At 67.3% G+C, this 25,213-nt stretch carries 16 protein-coding genes; 10 read left to right on the top strand and 6 right to left on the bottom strand.

Annotated elements, in window-relative coordinates; genetic code table 11:
• Positions 1-65: 65 nt before the first annotated feature.
• The 6 genes from Q8T13_23450 (at position 66) to Q8T13_23425 (ending at position 11,235) form a co-directional block, all read left to right on the top strand.
• On the top strand, positions 66-1,472 hold the full coding sequence (locus Q8T13_23450; GenBank protein MDP3720729.1) for a DUF1552 domain-containing protein: 1,407 nt from the start codon (positions 66-68) through the stop codon (positions 1,470-1,472).
• A gap of 9 nt (positions 1,473-1,481) precedes the next feature.
• On the top strand, positions 1,482-3,149 hold the full coding sequence (locus Q8T13_23445; GenBank protein ID MDP3720728.1) for an ankyrin repeat domain-containing protein: 1,668 nt from the start codon (positions 1,482-1,484) through the stop codon (positions 3,147-3,149).
• Positions 3,143-5,665 carry a DUF1592 domain-containing protein gene (locus Q8T13_23440; GenBank protein ID MDP3720727.1) on the top strand — a complete coding sequence of 841 codons (2,523 nt, stop codon included), beginning with the start codon at positions 3,143-3,145 and terminating at the stop codon, positions 5,663-5,665. The genes Q8T13_23445 and Q8T13_23440 overlap by 7 nt, the downstream gene beginning before the upstream one ends.
• Before the next feature lie 50 nt (positions 5,666-5,715).
• Positions 5,716-7,119 carry a DUF1552 domain-containing protein gene (locus tag Q8T13_23435; GenBank protein MDP3720726.1) on the top strand — a complete coding sequence of 468 codons (1,404 nt, stop codon included), beginning with the start codon at positions 5,716-5,718 and terminating at the stop codon, positions 7,117-7,119.
• Positions 7,120-7,255: 136 nt separating this feature from the next.
• A complete protein-coding gene (locus Q8T13_23430; GenBank protein ID MDP3720725.1) occupies positions 7,256-8,956 on the top strand; it encodes an ankyrin repeat domain-containing protein in 1,701 nt (566 codons plus the stop codon).
• Positions 8,941-11,235, top strand: a complete 2,295-nt coding sequence (locus Q8T13_23425) for a DUF5916 domain-containing protein (GenBank protein MDP3720724.1) — start codon at positions 8,941-8,943, stop codon at positions 11,233-11,235. The genes Q8T13_23430 and Q8T13_23425 overlap by 16 nt, the downstream gene beginning before the upstream one ends.
• Here the strand turns inward: Q8T13_23425 and Q8T13_23420 are convergent.
• Genes Q8T13_23420 through Q8T13_23405 form a run of 4 tightly spaced genes read right to left on the bottom strand, consistent with a single transcriptional unit; the run spans position 11,232 to position 16,730 of the window.
• A complete protein-coding gene (locus Q8T13_23420; protein ID MDP3720723.1) occupies positions 11,232-11,369 on the bottom strand; it encodes a response regulator in 138 nt (45 codons plus the stop codon). The two genes, Q8T13_23425 and Q8T13_23420, sit on opposite strands and share 4 nt — an antisense overlap.
• Entirely contained in the window at positions 11,357-14,113 is a 2,757-nt protein-coding gene (locus tag Q8T13_23415; GenBank protein MDP3720722.1) for a response regulator, read from the bottom strand. Before Q8T13_23415 ends, Q8T13_23420 begins: the two co-directional genes overlap by 13 nt.
• A complete protein-coding gene (locus tag Q8T13_23410) occupies positions 14,110-14,715 on the bottom strand; it encodes a YfiR family protein (protein ID MDP3720721.1) in 606 nt (201 codons plus the stop codon). The genes Q8T13_23415 and Q8T13_23410 overlap by 4 nt, the downstream gene beginning before the upstream one ends.
• Positions 14,703-16,730, bottom strand: a complete 2,028-nt coding sequence (locus Q8T13_23405) for a TonB-dependent receptor (GenBank protein MDP3720720.1) — start codon at positions 16,728-16,730, stop codon at positions 14,703-14,705. Before Q8T13_23405 ends, Q8T13_23410 begins: the two co-directional genes overlap by 13 nt.
• A gap of 252 nt (positions 16,731-16,982) precedes the next feature.
• Between Q8T13_23405 and Q8T13_23400 the strand changes: the two genes are divergently transcribed.
• Positions 16,983-18,644: an ATP-binding protein gene (locus Q8T13_23400; GenBank protein MDP3720719.1), complete on the top strand. Its 1,662-nt coding sequence runs from the start codon at positions 16,983-16,985 to the stop codon at positions 18,642-18,644.
• 26 nt (positions 18,645-18,670) lie between these two features.
• On the opposite strand, the gene lon is transcribed toward Q8T13_23400, so the two are convergent.
• A complete protein-coding gene (lon, locus tag Q8T13_23395) occupies positions 18,671-20,956 on the bottom strand; it encodes an endopeptidase La (protein ID MDP3720718.1) in 2,286 nt (761 codons plus the stop codon).
• Positions 20,957-21,021: 65 nt separating this feature from the next.
• On the opposite strand from lon, the gene Q8T13_23390 reads away from it, so the two are divergent.
• Entirely contained in the window at positions 21,022-21,447 is a 426-nt protein-coding gene (locus Q8T13_23390; protein ID MDP3720717.1) for a MarR family transcriptional regulator, read from the top strand.
• Positions 21,448-21,457: 10 nt separating this feature from the next.
• Here the strand turns inward: Q8T13_23390 and Q8T13_23385 are convergent, their stop codons facing one another.
• A complete protein-coding gene (locus Q8T13_23385) occupies positions 21,458-22,183 on the bottom strand; it encodes a hypothetical protein (GenBank protein MDP3720716.1) in 726 nt (241 codons plus the stop codon).
• A gap of 180 nt (positions 22,184-22,363) precedes the next feature.
• Here Q8T13_23385 and Q8T13_23380 point away from each other — a divergent pair, with 180 nt between their 5' ends.
• Together Q8T13_23380 and Q8T13_23375 are read left to right on the top strand one after the other, a co-directional pair.
• Entirely contained in the window at positions 22,364-23,173 is an 810-nt protein-coding gene (locus Q8T13_23380) for a hypothetical protein (GenBank protein ID MDP3720715.1), read from the top strand.
• Between the two features lie 219 nt (positions 23,174-23,392).
• The gene (locus Q8T13_23375; GenBank protein MDP3720714.1) at positions 23,393-25,198 is read left to right on the top strand and encodes a mismatch repair protein; all 1,806 of its coding nucleotides are present in this window, start codon (positions 23,393-23,395) and stop codon (positions 25,196-25,198) included.
• Positions 25,199-25,213 lie beyond the last annotated feature (15 nt).

Below are 25,213 nucleotides of genomic sequence, written 5' to 3'. Positions count from 1 at the left end.
CACATGGGCAATGTAGCATCCGGCTTTAGCCGGATAAGTCGTTCGTTAACGGAGGAGAGAGGCTGATGTTCATCACCAAGAAGCACATTTCCCGTCGCACCGTCCTGCGCGGCATGGGAGTGACGATGGCGTTGCCGATGCTGGAGGCGATGGTGCCGGCGCGCACCGTCTTCGCCAAGACAGCCGCGGGCAAGGTGCGGCTCGCCGCCATCGAGATGGTGCACGGCTCCGCGGGTGCGACCAAGTTCGGCCTGCAGAAGAACCTCTGGTCGCCGGCGGCCGTGGGCACGGGCTTCGACCTGTCGCCGACCAGCCTGGCGCCGCTCGAACCGTTCCGCGACTACCTGACGATTGTCAGCAACACCGACGTCCGCAACGCTGAGGCGTTTGAGTTGCCGGAAATTGGCGGCGACCATTTTCGTTCGAGCGCGGTGTTCCTGACCCAGGCCCACCCGCTGCAGACGCAGGGCTCGGGCGTGCGCGCCGGTACGTCGATGGACCAGCTCTACGCGCAGAAGTTCGGTCAGGAGACGCCGATCCCATCGATGCAGCTGTGCATCGAGGCGGTTGACCAGGCCGGCGGCTGCTCTTACGGCTACTCGTGCGTCTACACCGACACCATCAGCTGGGCCGACCCCAACTCGCCGTTGCCGATGATTCGCGACCCGCGCCTGGCGTTCGACCAGTTGTTCGGCGTTGGCGCCACGCCTGAAGAGCGCGCCATTCGCCGCGCCGAAGACAAGAGCATTCTCGACCTGATCAGCGCGCAGCTGGCGCGACTGAACCAGGAGATTGGCGCCGCCGACCGCACGCGCCTGTCGAACTACCTCGACGAAGTGCGCGAGATCGAACGGCGCATCCAGAAGGTCGAGGCCTACAACAAGAGCGGCGAGATGCGCGAACTGCCGACCTCGCCGGTCGGCGTGCCCGACTCGTTTGACGATCACGTCAAGCTGATGTTCGACCTGCAGGCGGTGGCCTTCGCGTCCGACACGACCCGCGTGTTCTCGTTCAAGATGGGCCGCGACGCGTCAAGCCGCGTCTACCCGACGAGCGGCGTGAGCACCGGCTTCCACCCGGCGTCGCACCACGGCGATCGCGAAGACCGCATCCTCGAGTTCGCCAAGATCAACAAGTACCACATCGGCATGCTGCCGTACTTCCTCCAGAAGCTGAAGGACACGCCTGACGGCGACAGCAACCTGCTCGACAACACGCTGGTGGTCTACGGCTCGCCGATGGGCGACTCGAACATCCACAACCACAAGCGCTGCCCGCTGTTCTTTGCGGGCAAGGCCGGCGGCGCGCTCAAGGGCGGGCTGCACCTGAAGGCTGCCGACGGCACGCCGATGGCCAACGCCATGCTGAGCGTCATGCACGGCCTGGGCCTGGACGAGGTCAAGAGCTTCGGTGACAGCAGCGGCACCTTCAACCTCACGACGGCGCCCGACGCGACCGCCGCCCAGGAGTAGGCCCCCGTGATGATGCGACAGCAAGCATTCGGAGCCCTCGGATTGGCGGTGTGCCTGACGGTGGCGATCAGTGGGCAGGCACCCGCGCCGGTCGCCGACGCGGCCAGCAAGGGCGATCGCGACGGCGTGCGGGCGCTGCTCAAGAAGGGCCTGGACGTCAACGAAGCCCAGGGTGACGGCACCACCGCCCTGCACTGGGCGGCGATGACGGGCGATGCCGAGCTGGCGCAGATGCTGATCTACGCCGGCGCCAACGTGCGCGCCACGACCCGGCTGGGCGCGTACACCCCGTTGTACCTGGCTGCCAAGGGCGGCCATTCGGGAGTGGTCGCGGCGTTGCTCGCGGCCGGCGCCGATGCCAAGGCGACCACCACCAATGGCACCACGCCGCTGATGATTGCCGCAGCCGCCGGCGATACCCGCACCATCACGTCGCTCGTCGAGAACGGCGCTGACATCAATGCCAGGGACGGCGCCAAGGGCGAGACGCCGCTGATGTTTGCGGCGGCGTTCAATCGCACCGATGCCGTGAAGCTGCTGCTCGCGCGCGGCGCCGATCACAAGGCCACGACCAAGGTGGTGGACCTGTTCGCGCTGACCGCCCCTGAAGAAGAGGCCATGAGCCGCGGCCGCCCGGCGGCGGCCGCCAACCGTCCGGTTGACATCGCCGGCGCGACCCGCAGCTACCGCTATAACGAATTGATCAGCAGCCAGGGCGGCCTCACCGCGTTGCTGTTTGCGGCCCGCCAGGGTTTCACCGACACGGTCAAGGCGCTCGTCGAGGGCGGCGCCGACCTGAACCAACTGAACGCCGGTGACCAGACCAGCCCGCTGCTGATGGCGATCATCAACGGCCACTTCGACCTGGCGACCTACCTGATCGAGAAGGGCGCCCACCCGAACGTGGCGGCCTTCAACGGCGCGACGCCGCTTTACGCGGTGCTGAACATCCAGTGGGCGCCCAAGTCGCTCTATCCGAGCCCGAAGGCGTATCAGCAGCAGCAGACGACGTATCTCGACTTGATGAAGATGCTGCTCGACAAGGGTGCCGACCCGAACGTGCGTCTGCAGCGCAAGGTCTGGTACCAGGCCTTTAATTCCGATTTCGCCGGCGTGGACGAGAGCGGCGCCACCCCGTTCTGGCGTGCCTCGTATGCCAACGACGTTGCCGCCATGAAGCTGCTGGTGGCGCACGGCGCCGATCCGAACATCCCGACCATGAAGCCGGCCGGCCGGCCGTTCACCGGCGAGGGCATTCGCCAGATCCAGGACCTGTCCGGCGTGCCGCCGGTTCCGTATGGCGGTCCCGCGGTGTTCCCGCTGCACGCCGCGTCGGGCGTCGGCTACGGCGAAGGCTTCGCCGCCAACTCGCACCGCTATGCGCCAACCGGGTTCCTGCCGGCCATCAAGTACCTGGTCGAAGAGCTGGGCGCCGACGTCAACGCCACCGACCACGAGGGCAACACGCCCGTGCACCTGGCGGCATCGCGCGGCGACAACGAATCGATTCTGTTCCTGGTCTCGAAAGGCGCCGATGTCATGCGCGTGAACCGCGAGGGCAACACCACGGTCGATATCGCCAACGGCCCCGTGCAGCGCACGCAGCCCTATCCCGACACCATCAAGCTGCTCGAGTCGCTCGGCGCCAAGAACAACCACAAGTGCATCACATGCTGACGAAGACTTTTGTTAGCGCCGTGTTCATCACGGCCCTGGTTGGTGTGGCGGTCTCGGCGCCCACCTACGCGCGAGAACAGAACGCGCGCGCTACGGTGGGCAAGCAAGCGGTGAAGCCCGCCGAGAAGGCGCCGGTCAAGCCGGCGGTCTCGCATGCTCCGGCCACCACCACCATGCTGCCGGCGGAGCAGACGGCGCTCGTCAAGCAGTACTGCGCCGGGTGCCACAGCGAGCGCGGCAAGGCCGGTGGCCTGTCGTTGGCGTCGTTTGATGCCGCCAAGCTCGAAGAGCACGGCGAGACCACCGAGAAGCTGATCCGCAAGCTGCGCGCCGGCATGATGCCGCCGTCGGGGGCGCGCCGCCCCGAGCCGGCGGTGCTGACCGGGCTGGCGTCGGCGTTCGAGAGCCGCATGGACCGGGTGGCGGCGCTCAACCCGAATCCCGGCTCGCGCCCGTTTCAGCGGCTGAACCGCGCCGAGTACGCGAATGCGGTCAAGGACCTGCTGAACGTGGACGTCGACGTGACGACCTACCTGCCGCCCGACACCATCAGCCACGGGTTCGACAACGTGGCTGACGCCCAGACGTTTTCGCCGACCTTGATGGACGGCTACCTGCGCGCGGCGAGTCAGATCAGCCGGCTGGCGGTGGGCGATCGCCAGGCCTCGGCGAGCTCGACCACCTACAAGATCGCCCGCGCCGCCTCGCAGATGCGCCGCGTGGACGGCGCGCCGATGGGCACGCGCGGCGGCACCTCGGTGGTGCACACGTTCCCCGCCGACGGCCACTACGTGTTCAAGACCTCGCTGCACTACGAACCGCTCGGCGGACTGGCGGGCCGCAACACCATGACCGCCTACGGCCTCAAGGAACAGGTTGAAGTGTCGGTGAACGGTGAGCGGGTCGCGCTGTTCGACCTGAACACGCGGATGAGCGAGACCGACCCGAAGAACAGCCTCGAGTTGCAGACGCCGCCGGTGCACATCAAGGCCGGCCCGCAGCGCGTGACCGCCGCCTTCATTCAGCACCTGGACGGCCCGGTCGACGACCTGCTGATGCCGCTCGAGAACACGCTGGCCGATGTCAGCATCACCTTTGGCATCACCATGCTGCCGCACCTGCGCGATTTCGTGGTGCAGGGCCCGCTTGACGTCACCGGCGTGTCCGACACGCCGAGCCGCCTGAAGATCTTCTCGTGCCGGCCGACCAGCGCCGCCGAAGAGGAGTCGTGCGCGGCCGAGATCGTCAACCAACTTGCGACCCAGGCGTTTCGCGGCGCGCCGACGGCGGCCGACCTGCAGGACGCCATGAAGTTCTACGAGCAGGGCCGGACCAAGGGCGGCTTCGAGCCTGGTATCCGCATGGCGGTGCAGTCGATCCTGATGAGCCCGCGCTTCCTGTTCCGTCTCGAGGCACAGCCGGCCGGGATTCGCACCGCCACCGGGGTGGTCACGTATCGCATCAGTGACGAAGACCTGGCCTCGCGCCTGTCGTTCTTCCTCTGGGGCACGGTGCCCGACGCGGAACTGGTCAAGGCGGCGTCGCTCGGGTCGTTGCGCACGCCGCTCGGCCTGCAGAAGCAGGTGCGCCGCATGCTCGCCGACAAGCGCGCCGAGGCGCTGTCGACGCGGTTCGGGTCGCAGTGGCTGCGCCTGCAGGACCTCGACAAGATTTTCCCCGACTACCTGCTGTATCCGCAGTACGACGACACGCTCGCCCGGGCGATGAAGCGGGAAACCGAGCTGTTCTTTGACAGCATCGTGCGCGAGGACCGCAAGGTCACCGACCTGCTGACCGCCGACTACAGCTTCGTCAACGAACGGCTGGCCAAGCACTACGGCATTGCGAACGTGACCGGCAGCGCGTTTCAGCGCGTGGCCCTGCCGCCGAACCGCCGCGGCCTGCTCGGGCAGGGCAGCATCCTGACGCTGACCTCGGTCGCCGACCGCACTTCACCCGTGAACCGTGGCAAGTGGGTGATGGAAGTGCTGCTGGCCTCGCCGCCGCCGGCGCCGCCGCCCAACGTGCCGTCGCTCGATGACTCGGTGAAGGCCAACGAAGGCGGCAAGATGCTGTCGACGCGCGAGCGCATGGAAGAGCACCGCAAGAACCCGGCGTGCACCTCGTGCCACAGGGTGATCGATCCGCTCGGCCTCGCGCTCGAGAACTTTGACGTCACCGGCGCCTGGCGGATCAAGGACAACGAAGTGCCGGTCGACGTGGTGGGCGACCTCTACGACGGCACCAAAATTGACGGCCCGGCCGGCCTGCGCGAGGCGCTGATGACGCACTCGGACGTGTTCCTGACGGGATTCACCGAGAGCCTGATGACCTATGCGATCGGGCGGCGGGTTGAGTACACCGACATGCCGGCCATTCGCACAATCGTGCGTAACGCCGGCAAGAGCGACAACAAGCTGTCGGCGTTTGTGATGGGTGTGGTCAACAGCCCGGCGTTCAGGATGGGCATGACCGATACGGGCAAGCAACGCCGCGCGACCGACGTCGCGCGTTAGGCAGATGTAGCATCCGGCTTTAGCCGGATAGGGCAGCAGGAGCAGAGACGATGTACATCACGCAGAAGCACATTTCCCGCCGCACCGCGCTCAAGGGCGTTGGCGTCACCATGGCGCTGCCGTTCCTCGAGGCCATGGTGCCGGCTCGCGCCACCTCTGCGCAGGCGCGTGGCAAGGTCCGCCTGGCGGCGATTGAAATGGTGCACGGCTCTGCCGGCAGCACGGCGTTTGGCATCAAGCAGAACCTGTGGGCGCCGGCCGCGGTCGGCCGCGACTTCGACCTGTCGCCCAGTTCGCTGGCGCCGCTCGAGCCGTTCCGCAACGACCTCACCATCGTCAGCAACACCGACGTGCGCAATGCCGAGGCGTTCACGGCCCCGGAGATCGGCGGCGACCACTTCCGCTCGAGCGCGGTGTTCCTGACGCAGATGCACCCCAAGCAGACGCAGGGGTCCGACGTGTTCGTCGGCACCTCGCTCGATCAGTACTACGCGCAGCGCTTCGGGCAGACCACGGCCATTCCGTCGATGCAGTTGTGCATTGAGAACGTCGACCAGGCCGGCGGATGCTCCTACGGCTACTCGTGCACCTACACCGATTCGATTAGCTGGGCGGCGCCCGACCAGCCGCTGCCGATGGTGCGCGATCCGCGCACCGTGTTCGACCTGTTGTTCGGCGTCGGCGCGACGCCGGCCGAGCGGAAGGAACGGCGCAGCGAGGACCAGAGCATTCTCGACTGGCTGGGTGGCGCGGTGGCGCGCCTGAACAAGAACCTGGGCGCGGCCGACCAGGCGCGGCTGGCCGACTACCTGGAAGACGTGCGCGAGATCGAGCGCCGCATCCAGCAGGTCGAGGCGTCCAACAGCAAGGGCGAGCAGCGCGAGCTGCCGGGCGCACCGGTGGGGGTCCCCGACTCGTTCGAGCAGCACGTCAAGTTGATGTTCGACCTGCAGGCGCTGGCGTTTGCGTCGGACACGACCCGCGTGTTCGCGTTCAAGATGGGCCGCGACGCCTCCAACCGCGTCTATCCCGACAGCGGCTACAAGGCGGCGTTCCACTCGGCCTCGCACCACCAGGACCGCGACGAGCGCATCACCGACTTCGCCAAGATCAACAAGTACCACATCAGCATGATTCCGTATTTCCTCAAGAAGCTGAAGGACACGCCGGACGGCGACAGCAACCTGCTGGACAACACGCTGATCGTCTACGGCTCGCCGATGGGCAACTCGAACGTGCACAACCATAAGCGCTGCCCGCTGTTCCTGGCCGGCCACGCCGGCGGCGCGCTCAAGGGCGGCCTGCACCTGAAGGCGGCCGACGGCACGCCGATGGCCAACGTGATGTTGTCGGTGGCGCACCTGCTGGGCATGGACGACTTCAAGTCGTTCGGCGACAGCACCGCGGCTTATGACCTGAACACCGTTCCAGCGACCACCGCGGCCGCTGAATAGGAAGGCAACCACGAAGTTCACGAAGGGAAACGCGAAGGACACGAAGCCTCTTTCTCAAAGAGTTGAGCAAAGTGTTTTTCGTGCCCTTCGTTAGTCTTCGTGTCCTTCGTGGTCAAAGTAAGTGACAGGGACATATATGCGTAAAGTGATTCGCGGCTCATTCGTCGCCGGTGTGATGGCCATCGGCCTGTCGGCCATGTTGTCGGCGGCCGCCACGGCGCCCGTCGCCGACGCCGCCATGAACGGCGACAAGGCCGCGGTCAAGGCGTTGCTGAAGTCCGCCGCCGACGTCAACGCGGCGCAGGGCGACGGCATGACGGCCTTGCACTGGGCGGCCATGAGCGGCGACCTCGAGCTGGCGCAGATGCTGGTCTTTGCCGGCGCGAATGTCCGCGCCACCACGCGCCTGGGCGCCTACACACCGCTGTTCCTGGCCAGCCAGCAGGGCCACGGGCCGGTGATCCAGGCACTGCTCACCGCCGGCAGCGACCTCAAGGCCGGCACGCCGAACGGCACCTCGCCGCTGATGGTGGCCGCCGCGTCGGGCAAGGTAGACGCCGTGAAAGTGCTGCTGGACGCCGGCGCCGACGTCAACGCGAAGGACGGCGTACGGTTGCAGACGCCGCTGATGTACGCCGCGGCGGCCAACCGGGCCGACGTCATCACGGTGCTGGCCGCGAAGGGCGGCGACCTCAAGGCCACCAGCAAGGTGTCGGACCTTGCCAACCTGAGTCGCGAAGGCCTGGGTTTTGGCGGCAATCCGCAGGCGCCGGGCGCGCCGCCGCGGCCTGGGGCGCCGGCGGCGGGCGCGCGCCCGCCGATGCCGGGTGTCGATCGCAACTACCAGCTGAACGAACTGATCAACGCGCACGGCGGCCTCACGCCGCTGCTGTTCGCGGTGCGCCAGGGCTACGCCGAGTCAACCTCGGCCCTGCTGGCCGCCGGCGCCGATGTCAACCTGCCGTCGGCCGGTGACCAGACCACCCCGTTGCTGATGGCGGTGATCAACGGTCACTTCGACCTGGCCCAGGACCTGCTCGACCGCGGCGCCAACCCGAACCTGGCGAGCGTCAACGGTGTCACCCCGCTCTACGCGGCCCTGAACGTCGAGTGGGCGCCCAAGGCGCTCTATCCGCAGCCGCGCGCGCACATGCAGCAGAAGCTCGGCTACCTCGACTTGATGAAGAACCTGATCGACCGGGGCGCCGACGTCAACGCGCGCCTGAAGATGAAGGTGTGGTACTCGGGTTACAGCTTCGATCTTTCTGGCGTTGATGAGATTGGCGCCAGCGTGTTCTGGCGCGCCGCCTATGCCAGCGACGTCGCCGCCATGCGCATGCTGGTGGCGGCCGGTGCCGACCCCAACGTGCCCACCATCAAGCCGGCCGGCCGCCCCCGTTTCGGCGACGCGGCCGAGCGCGAAGTGAAAGACCTGTCGGGACTGCCGCCGGTCGCGATCGGCGGGCCGTCGGTCACGGCGCTCCATGCCACGGCCGGCGTCGGCTACGGCGAGGGCTTCGCTGCCAACTCCCATCGCTTCGCGCCCACCGGCATGATGGCGGCCGTCAAGTACCTCGTCGAGGAACTGGGCGCCGACGTCAATGCCGCCGACCACGACGGCAACACCGCGCTGCATCACGCGGCCGCCCGGGGCGACAACGAGATGATTCTCTATCTGGTGTCGAAAGGCGCCAACGTCATGGCTGTCGACCGCGAGGGGAGAACGACCGTCGACATGGCCAATGGCGCAGTACAGCGCGTGCAACCCTATCCCGAGACCATCGCCCTTCTGGAAAAGCTCGGAGCAAAGAACAACCATAAGTGCGTCTCCTGTTAGCGTCCGCAGTCTTTTTCCTTTCGACCCCACTCGCTCTTGCTCAGCAGCCGCCGGCCCCGGCCACCCAGGTGGTGGACGGACCGGCCGCGCCTGAATCGCCCAACGGCATGGCCCGCGACGAGGCCACCGGCAAGTCGACGATTCGTGCGATCAAACTGGTCGAGCCGTTCAAGCTCGATGGCCAGCTCGATGAGTCGATCTACACGACCTATCCCGGCTTCGATGGCATGGTGCAGGCCGCGCCTCGTTACCGCGAACCATCGACCGAGAAGACCGAGATTTGGGTCTCGTTCGACGAGGACCACATCTACGTGTCGGCGAGGGTCTGGGACCAGGCCCCGCCCGAGCGGTGGATTGCCAACGAGCTGCGGCGCGACACCAACCAGATGCGCAACAACGATCATTTCGGGGTCGGCTTCGATACCTTCTACGATCGCCGCAGCGGCTACATGTTCTACGCCAACCCGATCGGCGGCTTCGCTGATTACTCGGTGGTGGATGAAGGGTCGCCCAATACCGACTGGAACCCGGTGTGGCTGGCGAAGACCGGCCGCTTCGACGGCGGCTGGACCATCGAGATGGCCTTCCCGTTCAAGTCGTTGCGCTATGCCTCTGGCAGCAATCAGACGTGGGGCATCCAGTTCCGTCGCGCGATCCGTCATAAGAACGAGTGGGCCTACTGGACGCCGGTGCCGCGGAACATGGCTGGGCCCCAGGCACTCAATCGGGTCTCGGTGTACGGCACCGTCGTCGGCCTGGACTTGCCGCCGGCCGGCCGCAATGTCGAGATCAAGCCCTATGCGCTTGGCCGCAGCCTGACGGATCGGATTCAGACTCCGCCGGTCTCCGGCGATCGCGACGGCGAGATTGGAGGTGACCTCAAGTACGGCATCACCGCCAACCTCACGGCCGATCTCACGGTCAACACGGATTTCGCCCAGGTCGAGATCGACGAACAGCAAGTCAACCTGACGCGCTTCAACCTGTTCCTGCCCGAGAAGCGCGACTTCTTTCTCGAAGGGCGCGGACTGTTCGACTTTGGGCGTGGCGGTTCGTCGGGCGGCGGTTTCGGCGGCGGCGGCAGCGACCAGCCATACGTGTTCTACAGCCGGCGCATCGGCCTCAATCGCGGCCGGGTCGTCCCGATTGACGTCGGCGGCCGCCTCACGGGCAAGATCGGTGCGTTTGGCGTCGGCGTGATGAACATCCAGGCCGGCGACGAGGACGTGTCCAGCACGCCGGCGACCAACTTCACCGTGCTGCGCGCCAAGCGCGACATCCTGCGCCGCAGCACCATTGGCGCCATCTTCACCAACCGCAACCAGTCGGCGGTGACGACGGGCGGCAGCAACCAGGCGTTCGGTGTGGATGCGGCGCTCGGCTTCTACCAGAACGTCAGCCTGACGACATACTACGCCCAGACCCGGACTACCGGGTTGACCGGCGACAACGAGAGCTACCAGGGCAAGTTCGACTGGACGCCCGATCGCTATGGCGCCAGCGCGAGCATCCTGAAGGTGGGGCGGGACTTCAATCCCGAGGTCGGCTTCCTCCGCCGGACCAACTTCACGCGTTCATTCGCGTCGGGCCGCTTCAGCCCTCGGCCCAGGAACCTTCGGGCGGTGCGCAAGTTCACCTATGAGGGGAGCATCGAGTACTTCGAGAATGGCGCGGGCCAGGTGGAGTCGCGGCAGCAGACCGGACAGTTCAGCGCCGAGTTCGACAACAGCGATCAACTGTCGATGGAAGCTAACGCCAACTACGATCTGCTGGTGACCCCATTCAGCCCGTCGCCTGGCGTCGTGATTCCCGTGGGCGGCTATCACTACGCCGACGCCCGCCTCTCGTACAACATGGGGCAGCAGCGCCGCTTCTCCGGCAACGCCTCATTCCAGTTCGGTGAGTACTACAATGGCACCATTCGCACCGTGTCGTTCTCGCAGGGGCGCGTCTCGATCCTGAAGCAACTGTCGGTGGAACCGCGCGCCTCAATCAGCCGCGTGGAGTTGCCGACGGCGGCGTTTACGACGAAGTTGGTCAGTGCCCGCACCGACTACGGCTTCTCGCCGCGGATGTTCGCCAGCGCGTTGCTGCAGTACAGCTCGACCGACCGCACCTTCAGCAGTAACGTGCGCTTTCGGTGGGAGTACAAGCCGGGCAGCGAATTCTTCCTGGTCTGGACCGATGAGCACAACACCAACCCGCTCGATCCCCGTGCGACGCTGGCCCTCAGGAACCGGGCGTTCGTGGTCAAGATGACGCGGCTGTTCCGGTTTTAGGAGCCGCCATCGCGCTCGCGGGCGAGCGCCGTGAGCCCGTCGGGTGCGGTCATCACCGTGTACCCCCATGCCTCCGCCAGTGTTCGCCGGCGATGGGTTGTCACCGGGTCGTCGTCGGCCACTAGGATGCGCATGCGAGATCCTGGCTGCCTGGCAGTAGCGCCAGCAGCCTGGCGGCTTCAGCCTCGGTCCGCGCGAAGGTGGCGCGGGCCGCGGGAAGGTCGCCGGCCCTGCCGGCGAGCTCGATCTCCAGAAGCGAGTCGACCAGGTCGCTCGTCCCGAAATTGGCCGCCGCGCCACGCAGCGCGTGAGCGGCCATCTGCACGGCATTGGTCTCCGCTTCGGCCAGCGCGACACGAAGGGCCTCCAGTTGCTTGGGGGCTTCCTCACGGAAGAGGGTGACCACCGCTCTCTGCAGATCGCCGTCATCGCCGACACAGGCGATCAGGCTGCGCAGGATCGCAGACCGGTCGTTCGGGCTGGTCACCGCCGCGTTGGCGGGGATCGTCGGTGCGACCCGGGTCGCGGTGATGGTGTCGATCTCATCAAGCAGGTCTCTCGCCGACAGCGGCTTGGCCTGGTAGGCGTCAGCGCCGGCCGCCAGGCACTTCTCGCGGTCGCCTTTCATGGCGTGCGCCGTCAGGGCGATGATCGGCAGGTGCGCTCCGGTCGTTCGCTCGCGCTCACGAATCAGGCCCATGGCCTCGACGCCGCCCATCTCGGGCATCTGCATGTCCATGAGAACCACGTCGCAGGTGGCCGCCGCCAGCGCGTCGAGGGCTTCGCGGCCGTTGTTGGCCAGCACCACGGTGTGGCCGGCTTTCTGCAGGATGCCGATCGCGACCCGCTGGTTGACGAGATTGTCCTCCGCCAGCAGGATTCGGCGCGGGGTGCGATTGCGGGCCCACGTCTGATCGGCGGGCGCCGCTCCGGCGTGGGCCGGCGCCGTGTTGATCGAGCGGAGCATCGCGTCGCGCAGTGCCGCCTGCCGCACCGGTTTGACCAGGTAACAGTCGACGCCGATGGCGCGGCACCGGGCCGCGTCCCCCATGGAATCGGCCGACGTCAGCATCATGATCGTCGGGGCAATCGCGCCGGCGCCGGCCCGCAGCCGTTCGGCCGTGGCGAATCCATCGACGCCGGGCATCTGGACGTCGAGCAGCACGATGTCGAATGGCTGGCTGCGGTCGTGCGCGGCGCGGACCGCGGCTACCGCCGTCTCACCGCCATCGACCAGGGTCGGCACCATGCCCCACTTGAGCAGCGTGCGCTCGAAGATGTGGCGATTGGTGGCGTTGTCGTCGACCACCAGCACCGCCAGGCCCACCAGTTCCGACGCGGCCGGGCGCGCGGCCTGGATGCGCTGGAGCGCGACCTCGACCGTGAAGTGGAACGTCGATCCCTGGCCGGGGGCGCTGTCGACCCAGATGCGTCCGCCCATCAGGGCGACGAGCTTGGCGCAGATCGTCAGGCCCAGGCCGGTGCCGCCGAAGCGGCGGGTCGTCGACCCGTCGGCCTGGCTGAACGCTTCGAAGACCAGCGCCTGCTTGTCGGCGGGGATGCCGATGCCGGTGTCCGAGACGGCCAGGTGCAGCAGCGCCTTGCCCTCGCTCCAGCCGTCGTTGGTGATCGCGACCACGACCTCGCCACGCTCGGTGAATTTGACCGCGTTACCGAGCAGGTTGATCAGCACCTGGCGCAGGCGGCCGGCATCGCCGGTGAGCGCGTCGGGCACGTCAGCGGCCACGTCGCACAGCAGCTCGAGGCCTTTCTGGTGCGCCCGCACCGCCAGCGAGGTGACGGCCTCGTCCAGGGTCTCGCGCAGCGAGAAGTCCGTGTGGTCCAGTTCCATGCGCCCGGCCTCGATCTTCGAGTAATCAAGAATGTCGTTCACGATCATCAGCAGCGACTCGGCCGAGCTCTTGACCAGGCCGAGCTGCTCGCGCTGCTCGCCATCGAGGTCGGTGTCGAGGGCCAGCTCGGTCATGCCGATGATGCCGTTCATCGGCGTCCGGATCTCGTGGCTCATGTTGGCCAGGAACTCGCTCTTGGCGCGGCTGGCTTCTTCGGCGCGGTCCTTGGCGCTGGTCAGCTGGTGGTTGAGGGCCACCAGGTCGGAGGTGCGATCGGCAATGTCGGCCTCGAGATTGGCCTTGTGACGCTCCAACTGCCCGTCGCGCTCCTCGATTTGCTGGAGCATGTGGTTGAAGCCGGTCACCAGTGCGCCGACCTCGTCGCGGCTATGGTGGGCGACTCGAATGGAGTAGTCCTTCGCCCGCGAGATCTGTTCGGCAGCCTTGGCCAGCGACAAGATCGGCCCCGAGATCAGTCGCTGCAGCCAGGCCGTCACCAGGAAGGCGACCAGCATCGACAGCAGCAGGAACAGCAATGTGATGCCGGCGAAACGGCGCAGGCGGGCGTCGCTTTCATTGCGGTCCGATTCCAGGTAGACCCCGCCGATGGTGTCGCGCTCGAAGACCACCGGCTGGAACACTGCCAGACCGGTCCAGGTGATCTCGGTGCCGGTCTTCTGGGCAGGCAGGTTGCCGGACGTTCCGAAGTCGGCGACGGCGCCTTGTTCCCGATGGTAGGCCGCGAAGGTGCTGCCGTCCGGCGCGAACAGCATGGCCCGCTTGACGTCACGGTGGGTCGCCAGCGTCGCGAGCGTCTCGCTTGCCGCCTTGCGATCTTCGAAGGTCAGGGCGGCCGTGGTGCCAGCGCCCAGCATGTTGGCCAGCGTCCGCATGCCGTTCAGTTGCTGCTCGCGGAAGGTCAGGTAGTCGTAGCTGACAAACGCGAGGCTGGCCAGCAGGAGGGCCGTCGCCGTGGTGCACATGCTGATCAGGATCAGCTTGGTCCTGATGGAGTAATGAGTCATCGCGATGCTCCGGGGGACTTGGTCGCATGGTGAACGGTCTTCGCGAGGGCGAGGAGCTTGGAGTTGATGATCAGGCCCGACCGCTCGGCCTGGCCCAGAGCGATGTCGAAGCGGACGCGATCGCGTTCCGACCGGAACTCGATGACGCCGCCCTGCAGGCTGAACCGGTCGAGGTCCGACACGGTCAGCACGTGGCCGCCGCTCGTGCGCTGCAGCACGTCGCCCAGGCGCGCGCTTTCTGACGCGCCGATGAACAGCACCTGCAACCCGGCCAGGTGGTCCTTGAGCAGCACGCGGCGGGCCACGAGCGGGCGCCCGCCAACCGCCTTGCCCTTCGCGAGGTCGCGCAACGCATCGGCCACGGCATCGTCACCGAGCACGCCGATGACGAACTCGCCCGATGGCGCCGCGGGCCACTCGACGAACTTCACGAAGTTCAGCAGGAAGGCGGCCTTGACGTCGGCGCCGGTCGCGCCCTGCTCCGCGGCGGCGGCCGGCCACCCCGCGGCCTGGCCGATGAGCAGCAGGCACGCGAGCGCGTAGGTCGGCCCGCGGCAGGGCGCTCGACCGGCCGCGGGCCGGCGGTGGACTAGAAGGCCCACGTGACGCTCGCGACCCAGCCGCGCGGCACCTGGCTGGTAAAGACACCCTCGAACCCGCCAAACTCGCGATGTTGCGCCCGCAGCAGGTTCTGGCCGGTGACGTTGAGCGTCAGGCCGGCGACGGTCCGGCCCACACGCACGTCGAGCCGCCCGTATGCAGGCACTTCAATGCCCTTGAGCCGTGCCACGTAGGTCCAGGTGGTATCGGCTTGCCATGTCCCCGGCAGGTTCAGCTGCGAGCGGACCCGTGCCTGGTAGCGGGGCTCGCGATCGGCGTATGCGGTGGTCCCGGGCGCGTTGCCGATGTCCGTGAAACTCGCCCGCAGGTAGTCGACGCTCGCGTCGAGGGTCCAGATGCTGAGCGGCTGCCAGCGGAGGAGTAGTTCCCCGCCGACGCTCTCGCCGTTCATCCCGCTGACGAACTGATTGACGATCGCCAGGTGAGCCGGCGCCGGCGTGGTCACGAACCGCACGTCGAGGTTCACAGTGACGAGGTCGCTGTAGCGCTGGTAGAAGATGGCGCCGTCGAGCGAGACGCCGGAGCGTGGATTGAGGCGGTAGCCCGCCTCGTACGAGACCGTGTGCTCGGCCCGCAGATCGGGATTCCCTCGCAAGCCCAGAACGTTGAGTGTTCCGCGGGCGTCGGGGAACGCCATGAAATCGTTGTGGATGTCGCGCTCGAGGCGCGACGGCGTGCGCGCGGCGCGCGAGACGGCGGCCCAGACGGTTTGCCGTCCCGAGGGCAGCCACGCGACCCGCGCGGTCGGCTGAATTTCGATGCCGGCGCCGCTCTGCCGCTCGACCTTGGTGCCGACCGTCAGGACGACCGCGTTGGGCAGCCGGATTTCGTCCTGGACGAACACGTTGAACAGGCGGCGCTGGCTGCTCGCCGGAGTTAAGAACAAGGCGAACGTCGGGTCCAGGTGATCGGACAAGAACCTCTGGCCGGCGCCCCACACGACATCGTGATGGCGGCGGGGCTTGAACTGGTGCTGGAACTCGAAGTCGAGGGTCTCCGCCCGGTCACCCTTGCCGGCCTCGAGGCGGGAGCTGCGGTCCCAGAACACCTGCGCGGACAGCTTGCTGTCGGCCGACACCTTCCGCGTCCACCGGGCCAGCACGTGGCTCGTCGTGACCGTCTCGACGCTGTCGATGAGCGGCGGGGCGGCTGGCACGTAGCTGCTGATGGGCTCGAGGATTCGCTGGCCCCTCTCGCCGGCCGCCACCGAGCCCAGCACGCTCCAGTGGTCGGTATCGTTCTGCTCGAAGTCGAAGCGAAAGCCCCCGGAGCTCAGCTGGGACGCGTCCGCCGCAGTCTTCCCGAGGTCATCCTTCATCGCACCCCGCTCGGAGTGCTTGCCGAAGATGCGGTAGTGCCCGCGGCTGCCGGCCCGGCCGCCGTACCGCAGCGACGCAATTCCCGGTGCCAGCGAGCCGCTGGCTGCCGACAGCACGCCGCCCCGGGTCGCCGAAGAGGTCTTGCTGATGATATTGATGACGCCATTGACCGCATTGGCGCCCCACACCGACGCGCCGGGACCGCGCACCACCTCGATGCGGTCCACGTCCTCGAGCATCACGTCGAGCAGGTTCCAGTCGGCGCCCGATGACATCGGCGTGTAGACGCTGCGGCCGTCCACCAGCACCAGCAACTTGTTGGACCACAGGCCGTTGAACCCGCGCGAGCTGACCCCCCACTTGTTGCCATCGATGGTGGCCACCTGCAGCCCGGGAACCAGCCGCAGCGCGTCGGGCAGGTTCGTCGCGCCCGAACGGCGAATGTCTTCGCCGGTGAGGACGTAGACCGCGGCGGCGGCGCGGAACAGCGCTTGTTCCTTCTTCGACGCCGAGGTCACTTCCATGTTCATCAGGTCTTCGAGGGTGGCCTGTTCGAGATTGATGCTGGACTGCGCGCGACTCTGGCCGGCCAAGGCCGCGCTCATCATGACGGCAAGGATTACCGGCCGATAGACCGGCACTGACGGGCGGCGAGCGTTCGTGTGGGGGACTGACATGCCGACGCAGATTGCAACTGCGCTGCCACTCGCCGGTCACCGGCGCGTTTTCGGCGGCAGATGGTTTTTCCCTGCGTTTCCGTGAGTTCGCGGGCGCCTCGGCCTGACACGAGCGTGCACCACGCGACCGTGGCGCATGCGCGGCACCTGTGCGAAGGTGTGCGCGCACACCTCGTTCGCGCCGCTCGCATGGCCCAATGCGGCGCGTTTGCGGCAAACCGACGCGGCATCCGCCTTGCACCGCCATGGGACATGAACAGCGTTGCCAGGCGTGTTGTCGGCGTTCGGACGGGCCGATCGGCGACGACCGTCATGACGGGCGCCGCCGACCTGATCGAACGCGAGTGGTCGGTCGACGATTGCCAGGTGCGCAGCCTGGTGGACGACCTCCGCAGAAGCGACGACCGCACGCGGTTCGCGTTGGGGGTGGCGCGGACCGGCATTTGGGAGGCCGAGCTCATCACCGGCCAGATGGAATGGTCCGAGACCATGCCTCTGGTGATGGGCTGCGCCGCGGCGGACTGCGGTGGGACCATCGAAGGGCTCAGGGCGCTGGTGCACCCCGACGATCGCGACAAGCTGTCGCGGATCATCCACGGCAACTTCGACGACCTTCGCGATTTCCAGGTCGACGTCCGCGTGCCCTGGCCGAACGGCGCGATCCACTGGGTGCAGTTGCGCGGGCGCATCCGGCAGGTCGACCCGATGTCGATTCAGCTGCTGGGCGTCGCACAGGACATCACCGAGTACAAGGAACTGGAACTGCAGCTGCGGCAGGCACAGAAAATGGAGGCCATGGGCCGGCTGGCCGGCGGCGTCGCCCACGACTTCAATAACATCCTGACGGCAATTCTCGGCTACGCCGTGCTGATCGAGGGCGACCCGATCGACGAGGTGCAGACCCGTTCACATGCCGCCCAGATCACGAAGGCAGCCAATCGCGCCGCGACCCTGTCACGGCAGCTGCTGGCGTTCAGCCGCCGCCAGGTCATCGAGCGCCGGGTGGTGTGCGTAGCCGACATCGTGACCGACCTGCTGCCAATGCTTGGAAAGATTCTGAGTGAACAGATCCGGGTCGAGCGCGAATTCGCGACGCCGCTGCACACGGTGTTCGCCGATCGCGGTCAGCTCGAACAGATCGTGCTCAACCTGGCGATCAACGCCCGCGACGCCATGCCGAACGGCGGTGAGTTGAGAATCAAGGTGAGCAACGCCGCGCTGGATGAGGGGGCCGCCCGCCGGTTCAAGCTGACTCGCGGCGACTATGTGCTCCTCGCCGTCAGCGACACCGGGACCGGCATGGATTCAGGAACCTGCGGCCGCATCTTCGAGCCGTTCTTCACCACCAAGGATGCCGACCATGGCACCGGTCTCGGCCTGGCCACCGTCTACGAGATCGTCAAGTCGATCGGCGGCGGCATTCGCGTGGCCAGCACGCCCGGCGAGGGCACGACCTTCCGGGTCTTGTTGCCAAAGAGCCACGCGGCCACGGTGGCCGAGCACCAGGAGCCGCCCACGATCGAGGCGGTGATCGGCGGCGGCGAGACCGTGTTGCTGGTGGAGGACGAAGAGTCGGTGAGAACGCTGGCGACCAGTATCCTTCAGCGCAACGGCTATGTGGTGTTGACCGCTGCCGAGGCTGGTCCGGCGCGCCGGCTCGCCTCCGAGTCGGACGTGCCAATTCACCTGGTCCTGACCGATGTCATGATGCCGGACGGGACCGGACCTGAGCTCGTCGCCGGCCTGTGCACGAAGTTTGGCCGGCCGCGCGCCCTCTACATGTCTGGCTATGCCGGGGCCGTACTGGCTCGGCAGGGCCGGCTGGCGGTCGACAGCGCCTTCCTGCAGAAGCCGTTCACCGGCACGCAGCTGTTGTCGAGAGTGCGACAGATTCTGGACGCGCCCGCAACATAGCTGTGCGTCTCGGTGGTCTGGATCCGTCAGGCGGCTTGCGCCAGCACGGCCGGCTCGAGCGCCAGGGCCAACACCTCGTCGATGGTGCTCACCGCGTGGAAGCGCATCTGGTCGCGGACATCGGCCGGCACATCAGCCAGGTCGGGCGCGTTGCGCGACGGCAGGATCACCTCGGTCAGCCCCGCGGCGTGCGCCGCCAGCACCTTCTGCTTCAGGCCGCCAATCGGCAGCACGCGGCCTTGCAGCGTGACCTCGCCGGTCATGCCGACCGTGCTCTTGACCGGCCGGCCGGTCAGGAGCGACGCCAGCGCCGTGACCATGGTGACGCCGGCACTGGGGCCGTCCTTCGGCACGGCGCCGGCCGGCACGTGGAGGTGGAACTCCTTGCCGAAGAAGGCGTCGTCCGGGATGTCCAGCGGCGCGGCATGGCTGCGCACGTAGGTCAGCGCGATCCGCGCCGATTCCTTCATCACGTCGCCCAACTGGCCGGTGAGCACGAGCCCGCCGGAGCCGGCCATTGAGGCGGCCTCGACGAACAAGACGTCGCCGCCGACGCCGGTGACCGCCAGGCCCGTGGCCACGCCCGGGGTCGCGGTGCGCGCGGCCACTTCGTGGAATACCTTCTGGCGGCCCAACGCGCGCCGCACCGCGGCCTCGTCGATCACCACAGGCCCGGCGGAGGTTGCCGTCGCCACCGAGGCGGCGGTCTTGCGCAGCAGTGTCCCGATCTCGCGTTCGAGCTGGCGGACACCGGCTTCGCGCGTGTACTCGCTGACGACCAGGCGCAGCACGTCATCGGTGGTCGTCACATCGTCGGCGACCAGCCCGTTCTGTTCGACCTGCCGCGGCCACAGATAGCCGCGGGCGATCGAGACCTTCTCCTCAACGGTGTAGCCGTCGAAGGGAATCACCTCCATGCGATCCAGCAGCGGGCCGGGAATGCGGTCGGCGACGTTGGCCGTGGCGATGAACAACACGTGCGACAGGTCGATCTCGACGTCGAGATAGTGATCGCCGAAGGCGTGGTTCTGCGCCGGGTCCAGCACTTCCAGCAGCGCGGCCGACGGGTCGCCGCGCCAGTCGGCGCCGAGCTTGTCCACCTCGTCCAGCATGATCACCGGGTTCATGGTGCCGGCGTCGCGCAAGGCCCGGACGAGCCGGCCGGGCAGCGCGCCGATGTAGGTGCGGCGATGGCCGCGAATCTCCGCTTCGTCTCGAACGCCGCCAAGCGACATCCGCACGAACTGGCGGCCGGTGGCGCGGGCGATCGACTCGCCAATCGAGGTCTTGCCGGTGCCCGGCGGGCCCACCAGCGTGAGGATGGCGCCCGAGCGCTTGTCATCCGACAGGCCGCGCTCGGCCCGCAGCTTGCGAACCGCCAGGTATTCGGTGATGCGCGACTTCACGTCGTCCAGGCCGGCGTGGTCGGCGTCGAGCACCTGCCGGGCGTAGATCGGGTCGAGGCGCTCGTCAGAGCGCTTGGCCCACGGCACGGCCAGCAGCCAGTCGAGATAGGTGCGGATCATGGACGATTCGGCGTTGGCGTCGCCCATCCGCTCAAACCGCGCCAGCTCACGTTCGGCCTGCTGCTGGACCTTCTCGGGCATGCCGGCGGCGGCAATCTGCTTGCGGTATTCCTCGGCCACGGAGGCTTCGTTCTGGCCGAGCTCCTTGCGGATGGCATCCATCTGCCGGTTCAGGAAGTACTCGCGCTGCTGCTTCTGGGCGCCGGAATCCACGTCCTCGCGGATGCGCTTGCGCAGCTGCAGTTCGGTGAGGCGCTCTTTCTGCAACCGGACCGCGAGCGTCAGCCGCTCGACCACGTCGAGGGTCTCGAGCAGGTCGATTTTCTGTTCGAGGCCCAGGTCGGGCGAGTAGCCGGCGGTATCAGCCAGGGCGCTGGCCCCCGTAATCGATCGCAGGAAGGCGCTGATGCGCCCATCGTCGCCGCGCAGTTGCAGGATCTCTTCGACCACGGCGCGGTACTCGTGCTCGAGGTCGTGGGTGAGGCTGGCCGGCGGCTCGACTTCGCGGGCCTCGTCCACGTCGACGCGCAGGCGCCCATCGCGGTCGGTGCTGGCGGCGCCGGGCACGGCGCGGTGCAGGCCCATCAGCGACACGGCGTAGCCGCGGCCGCCCGGGAGCTTCGCGCGCTCGGTGACTTCGGCGACGACGCCGACCTTGGCGTAGTCGCGGCCGCGCTTGGGCAGCAGCAGGACGTGGGAATCGGCACCGGCGTCGACCGAGAGGGTGACCGGCATGCCGGGGAACACCACCGTCTCGTCGAGGGAAATCAGCTTGTACGAAGTCATGTTTCGACGTTACGCTGATTACTTGAGCATGTCAACTATTGAGCGAGTGAACTATACTGGCGGGGATGTGCGCCAAGCCCAAGGACCCTCACGCGTGTGAAGCGTGGCAGCTCCTGGTGCAGTTTTCGTTCACGCAGCGCGCCAGCCTGCCGGCCATGGCCGCCGAATTGGAGTTGTCGCCCGCGCAGTGCCACCTGCTGAACCTGATCGAGCCGGGCCGGCCCATGCCAATGGGGCAGTTGGCCGGCGCCCTGGCCTGTGACGCCTCGAATGTGACCGGGTTGGTGGATCGCCTGGAGTCGCGGGGCTTGATTCAGCGCAGCCCTTCCGCCGAGGACCGGCGGGTCAAGGTGATCAGCCTGACGCCGATTGGCGCGCGTCTCCGCGCGGCGTTGATCCAGCGGATGACGGTTGCACCACCCACCCTGGCCCGGCTGTCGCCGGAAGAGCAGCAGGCGCTGGTGCGGCTGCTGCGACGCCTCGTTGAGTAGCGGGGGAGTCCTAGCGCTTCTCGCTTAGCGAGGCCATCACGCCTCGGCCGCGCGGCCGACCCTGGATCGACACGTAGTTGTAGACCATCTTGAATGTCGATCGACCGATCATCCTCACCCGCCCGGTGGACGTCATCTCGACCGGCAAGAGATGCCCATCAATCAGCGCGTATTGCCACGTGACATCGACGTCCCTGACCCAGAACGACGGGCTCTTCACCAACCGTCCTTCGAGCCGCGTGACCGAGCCGGTGGTGGGCGAGATGAACAGCGCGCCATTGACCACGCCGTCGGACTTGCGGGCCGCTTTCAGGACGATGCGCTGAAGTCCCTCGGGGGTGGTGCCGCCATCTTCGAAAGTGTAGTTTCTGGCTTCGAGCGGCGCTCGCAGCGGAAAGCCGCGCGCAATCAACTGTTGCTCGTTGACGAGCATCTTGCGCAGGATCTTATTGCGGACATACTCGTTGCCGCCTTCTGCAACCACTTCAACGTTCAAGCCAGTACCGGGACGCAACTCGGTCCACGCCTCGAGCCAGCCATGCCTGCTTGAACCGGCGACGCCGGCCTCGAGTCGGCGGAACGCTCGATACGCGGGCGGCGCGTTCGTATTGAATCGTGCTACCACTCGCTCGAATGCCGGTGTGGACGAGCCGGTCGCGGCGCCAAGTCCCAGGCTGCACAAGAACATGAGGCCCATGGCCAGTATGGGCACCGCCGAGTAACGTGTCTTCTTCACAAGGGAGGTGACTGCAGGTCCCGTACCGCTTCTTGCCGCGTCAGCGGGGCTGTGGCGTCCACCTGCCGTCTCTAGGCTGTCCATTACACACAATCGGTTGCCGCCTCAACCATTACGGCTCGAAACCGGCATGAAACCGGGTACGCCCCTTGCTTCTGTTGAGCTACGAGGCACACTGAAGTGAAAAAGATACAGCTCGCAACCGTCGCGTTGACCGCTACTGTCGCGCTAAGCGGAATGACCTTGGCCTGCTCGCGGGCAGAAGCCATCGAAGAGATCCCCGCGGGCACCGAAGTTACCGTTGTGACCGCAGACGGCGCCCTGGTCCGGGGCAAGATCGCCACCGTCAACCCCGAGGTCGTCGAGTTGACCGGCGAGCGGCCCAACACCACCACGCGCGTGGCGCGCAAGAGCATTACCGAGGTGAAGCGCGCGACTGCGGCCCCCGAGGAACCGGCGGCCGTCGCTCGTGTGCGCACCATCACGGTTCCCGATGGCACGGCCCTCGACGTGACCCTCGAATCGTCGCACGCCTCCGACACCAGCCGCACCGAAGAGGCGGTGCGCGGCACCCTCGACTCGCCGATCGTGATCGACGAGGTCACGGTGATTCCGAGCGGCAGCGTGCTGACCGGTCACGTGACCGGCGCCCAGGAATCGGGCAACGTCAAGGGCCGGGCCGAAATCGGCCTCCGGTTCGACCGAATCACCTTTCGCTCGGTCACCTACGACATCTCCACCAAGCCGCTTTACTGGGTGGCTGAGAGCAACAAGAAAGACGATGCCATCAAGATTGGCGTGGGCGCCGCGGCCGGCGCGGTGATCGGCGCGATCACCGGCGGCAAGAAGGGCGCGGCCATCGGCACGGCCGTAGGCGCCGGTGGTGGTACCGCCGTGGTGCTGGCCACCGACGGCGACGAGATCCGGCTCGCTTCGGGACGCAAGTTGAAAGTGTCACTGACAGATCCGCTGGTTATCCGCTCGCGATAACCCGCCTTCGCCGCGTTGCGGCTTCGGCGGGGCAAGCCCACCTTCTACGGGCGGAGGCCATTCACGGCCTCCGCCTCTCGCCCGCCTTCGCCCTCCAGGGCTACGGCGGGGTAAACCGCTCCGTGTCATCATTGGTGGCTGTGGCCATCACCATTCGACCTGCTCAGGCGCGCGACCTGCCGCCCTTGGCCGCATTATGACGCTCGAGTTGAACCGCTGATGCTGTCCCCCCTCGACGCCTATCGCGAGCGCGTTGCGGCCCGTCAGCTGGCGGCCGCGGCCCGCGACCGCACGCACGTGCGGCTGGGCAATGCCAAGGTCGCCATTGTTGTCGGCACGATGATCTACTGGGCGGTCACGGTGCAGGGCAGTCCCAGTTCGCTGCTGCTCAGCGCGGCGGCCGTCGCCTTTGTGGCCCTGCTGATCTGGCACGAGGTGGTGATGCGCGCGATGGCGCGCGCGCAGGCGGCGGTGCAGTTCTACACCGACGGCTTGGCGCGCCTCGAAGACCGCTGGATCGGAAAGGGCCAGGCCAGCGCCCGGTTCCGCGATGCCGATCATCCCTACAGCGACGACCTGGACGTATTCGGGGAGGGCAGCCTCTTCGAGTTGATCTCGAGCGCCCGCACGCCGGTTGGCGAACAACACCTGGCGGCGTGGCTGTCGGCGCCGGCGGCGCCGACGGTGATTCGCCAGCGCCAGGCGCGCGTCATGGCCCTGCGACCGCAGATCGACTTGCGGGAGCGCATCGCGACGGTGAACGCCGCGTCCGGCGGCCGCCGGCTGTTGCCGGAACGGCTGATCGAGTGGGCCGAAACCCCGGCGACGCTGCCACGCGCGGTCAGGCTGGTCGCGGTGGGGCTGTCGCTGGCGTTTGCGGCGGGTGTGGTCATCGTCGTCTACGGCGGCCCGGCGTGGCCGCTGATTCCCGTGACCCTCGCGAATCTCGGGATGCTGTGGTGGTTGATGAAGCCCGCGACGGCGGTCGTCGAAGGCTTGTCGTCGGCGGCCATGTCGGCGGGGCTGGACCTGCTGGCCCGGGTCGTCGCCGAGATTGAAGGCGCGACTCTCGAGGACCCCGAACTAATCGCGCTCGTGGCGCGCCTCAAGGGCGCATCCCCTTCGCAGGCGGCATCGCGCGGGCTTGCGCGGCTGGCGCGGGTCTCCGACTGGGTTGACTCGCGTCACAACGCGTTCGCGCGGCTGCTGGAAATTCCGGCGCTGTTCACGATTCAGGTTGGCTTCAGCGCCGAAGCGTGGAAGGCGCGTGACGGCGCGCGGCTTCGCGACTGGGTTGACGTGGTGGGCGAGGTCGAGGCGCTGCTCTCGTTCGCCGGCTATTCATACGAGCGTCCAGAGGACGTGTTCCCGGAAATCGTCGAGTCCGCGGCGCCCGCTGGCGAAGCCGTTTACGAAGCGGTCGGCCTGGCCCATCCGCTGATTCCACGGGCCGTGGCAGTGCGGAACAGCGTGTCGTTGGGCTCGAGCCCTCAGGTTCTCATCGTGAGCGGCTCCAACATGGCCGGCAAGAGCACGCTGATGCGGACCATTGGCCTGAACGCGGTGCTGGCGCTGGCCGGCGCGCCGGTGCGGGCAACGAGCCTGCGGCTGTCGCCGCTCGTGCTCGGCACCTGCCTGCGCCACACCGACTCGTTGCGCGAGGGCCGCTCGGGTTTCTTCACCGAAGTCTTGCGGATCCGGCAGATCTGCAACTTGCTGGATGGACCAGGGCGGGTGCTGTTCCTGTTCGACGAACTGCTGAGCGGCACCAACTCGAAAGACCGGCGGACCGCTGCCGAGGCACTGGTCCGCATGCTGGTCGGCCGCGGCGCCATCGGCGTGGTGACGACCCACGACCTGGCGCTGACCGAGATCGCGGCGATTCTGCCGGGCGAGCTGAAGAACGTGCACCTGCAGGATCACGTCGAGAGCGGGCAGATGCGGTTCGACTACAAGCTACGCGACGGCGTGATCACGCAGAGCAATGCCCTGGAGCTGATGCGAATGATTGGCCTGGATGTTTAGAAACCTGACAGGCCC

Source organism: Acidobacteriota bacterium (assembly GCA_030697165.1).
GTDB lineage: Bacteria > Acidobacteriota > Vicinamibacteria > Vicinamibacterales > UBA2999 > 12-FULL-67-14b.
Note: the sequence above shows the minus strand (reverse complement) of the source record. Positions and strands in the feature narration are given on the sequence as shown.

Excerpts from the sequence above, each read along its gene's own strand:
- Q8T13_23450 (MDP3720729.1), top strand. The coding sequence starts at position 66 with ATGTTCATCACCAAGAAGCACATTTCCCGTCGCACCGTCCTGCGCGGC.
- Q8T13_23445 (MDP3720728.1), top strand. The coding sequence starts at position 1,482 with ATGATGCGACAGCAAGCATTCGGAGCCCTCGGATTGGCGGTGTGCCTG.
- Q8T13_23440 (MDP3720727.1), top strand. The coding sequence starts at position 3,143 with ATGCTGACGAAGACTTTTGTTAGCGCCGTGTTCATCACGGCCCTGGTT.
- Q8T13_23435 (MDP3720726.1), top strand. The coding sequence starts at position 5,716 with ATGTACATCACGCAGAAGCACATTTCCCGCCGCACCGCGCTCAAGGGC.
- Q8T13_23430 (MDP3720725.1), top strand. The coding sequence starts at position 7,256 with ATGCGTAAAGTGATTCGCGGCTCATTCGTCGCCGGTGTGATGGCCATC.
- Q8T13_23420 (MDP3720723.1), bottom strand. The coding sequence starts at position 11,369 with ATGCGCATCCTAGTGGCCGACGACGACCCGGTGACAACCCATCGCCGG.
- Q8T13_23415 (MDP3720722.1), bottom strand. The coding sequence starts at position 14,113 with ATGACTCATTACTCCATCAGGACCAAGCTGATCCTGATCAGCATGTGC.
- Q8T13_23405 (MDP3720720.1), bottom strand. The coding sequence starts at position 16,730 with ATGTCAGTCCCCCACACGAACGCTCGCCGCCCGTCAGTGCCGGTCTAT.
- Q8T13_23400 (MDP3720719.1), top strand. The coding sequence starts at position 16,983 with ATGAACAGCGTTGCCAGGCGTGTTGTCGGCGTTCGGACGGGCCGATCG.
- lon (MDP3720718.1), bottom strand. The coding sequence starts at position 20,956 with ATGACTTCGTACAAGCTGATTTCCCTCGACGAGACGGTGGTGTTCCCC.
- Q8T13_23390 (MDP3720717.1), top strand. The coding sequence starts at position 21,022 with ATGTGCGCCAAGCCCAAGGACCCTCACGCGTGTGAAGCGTGGCAGCTC.
- Q8T13_23375 (MDP3720714.1), top strand. The coding sequence starts at position 23,393 with ATGCTGTCCCCCCTCGACGCCTATCGCGAGCGCGTTGCGGCCCGTCAG.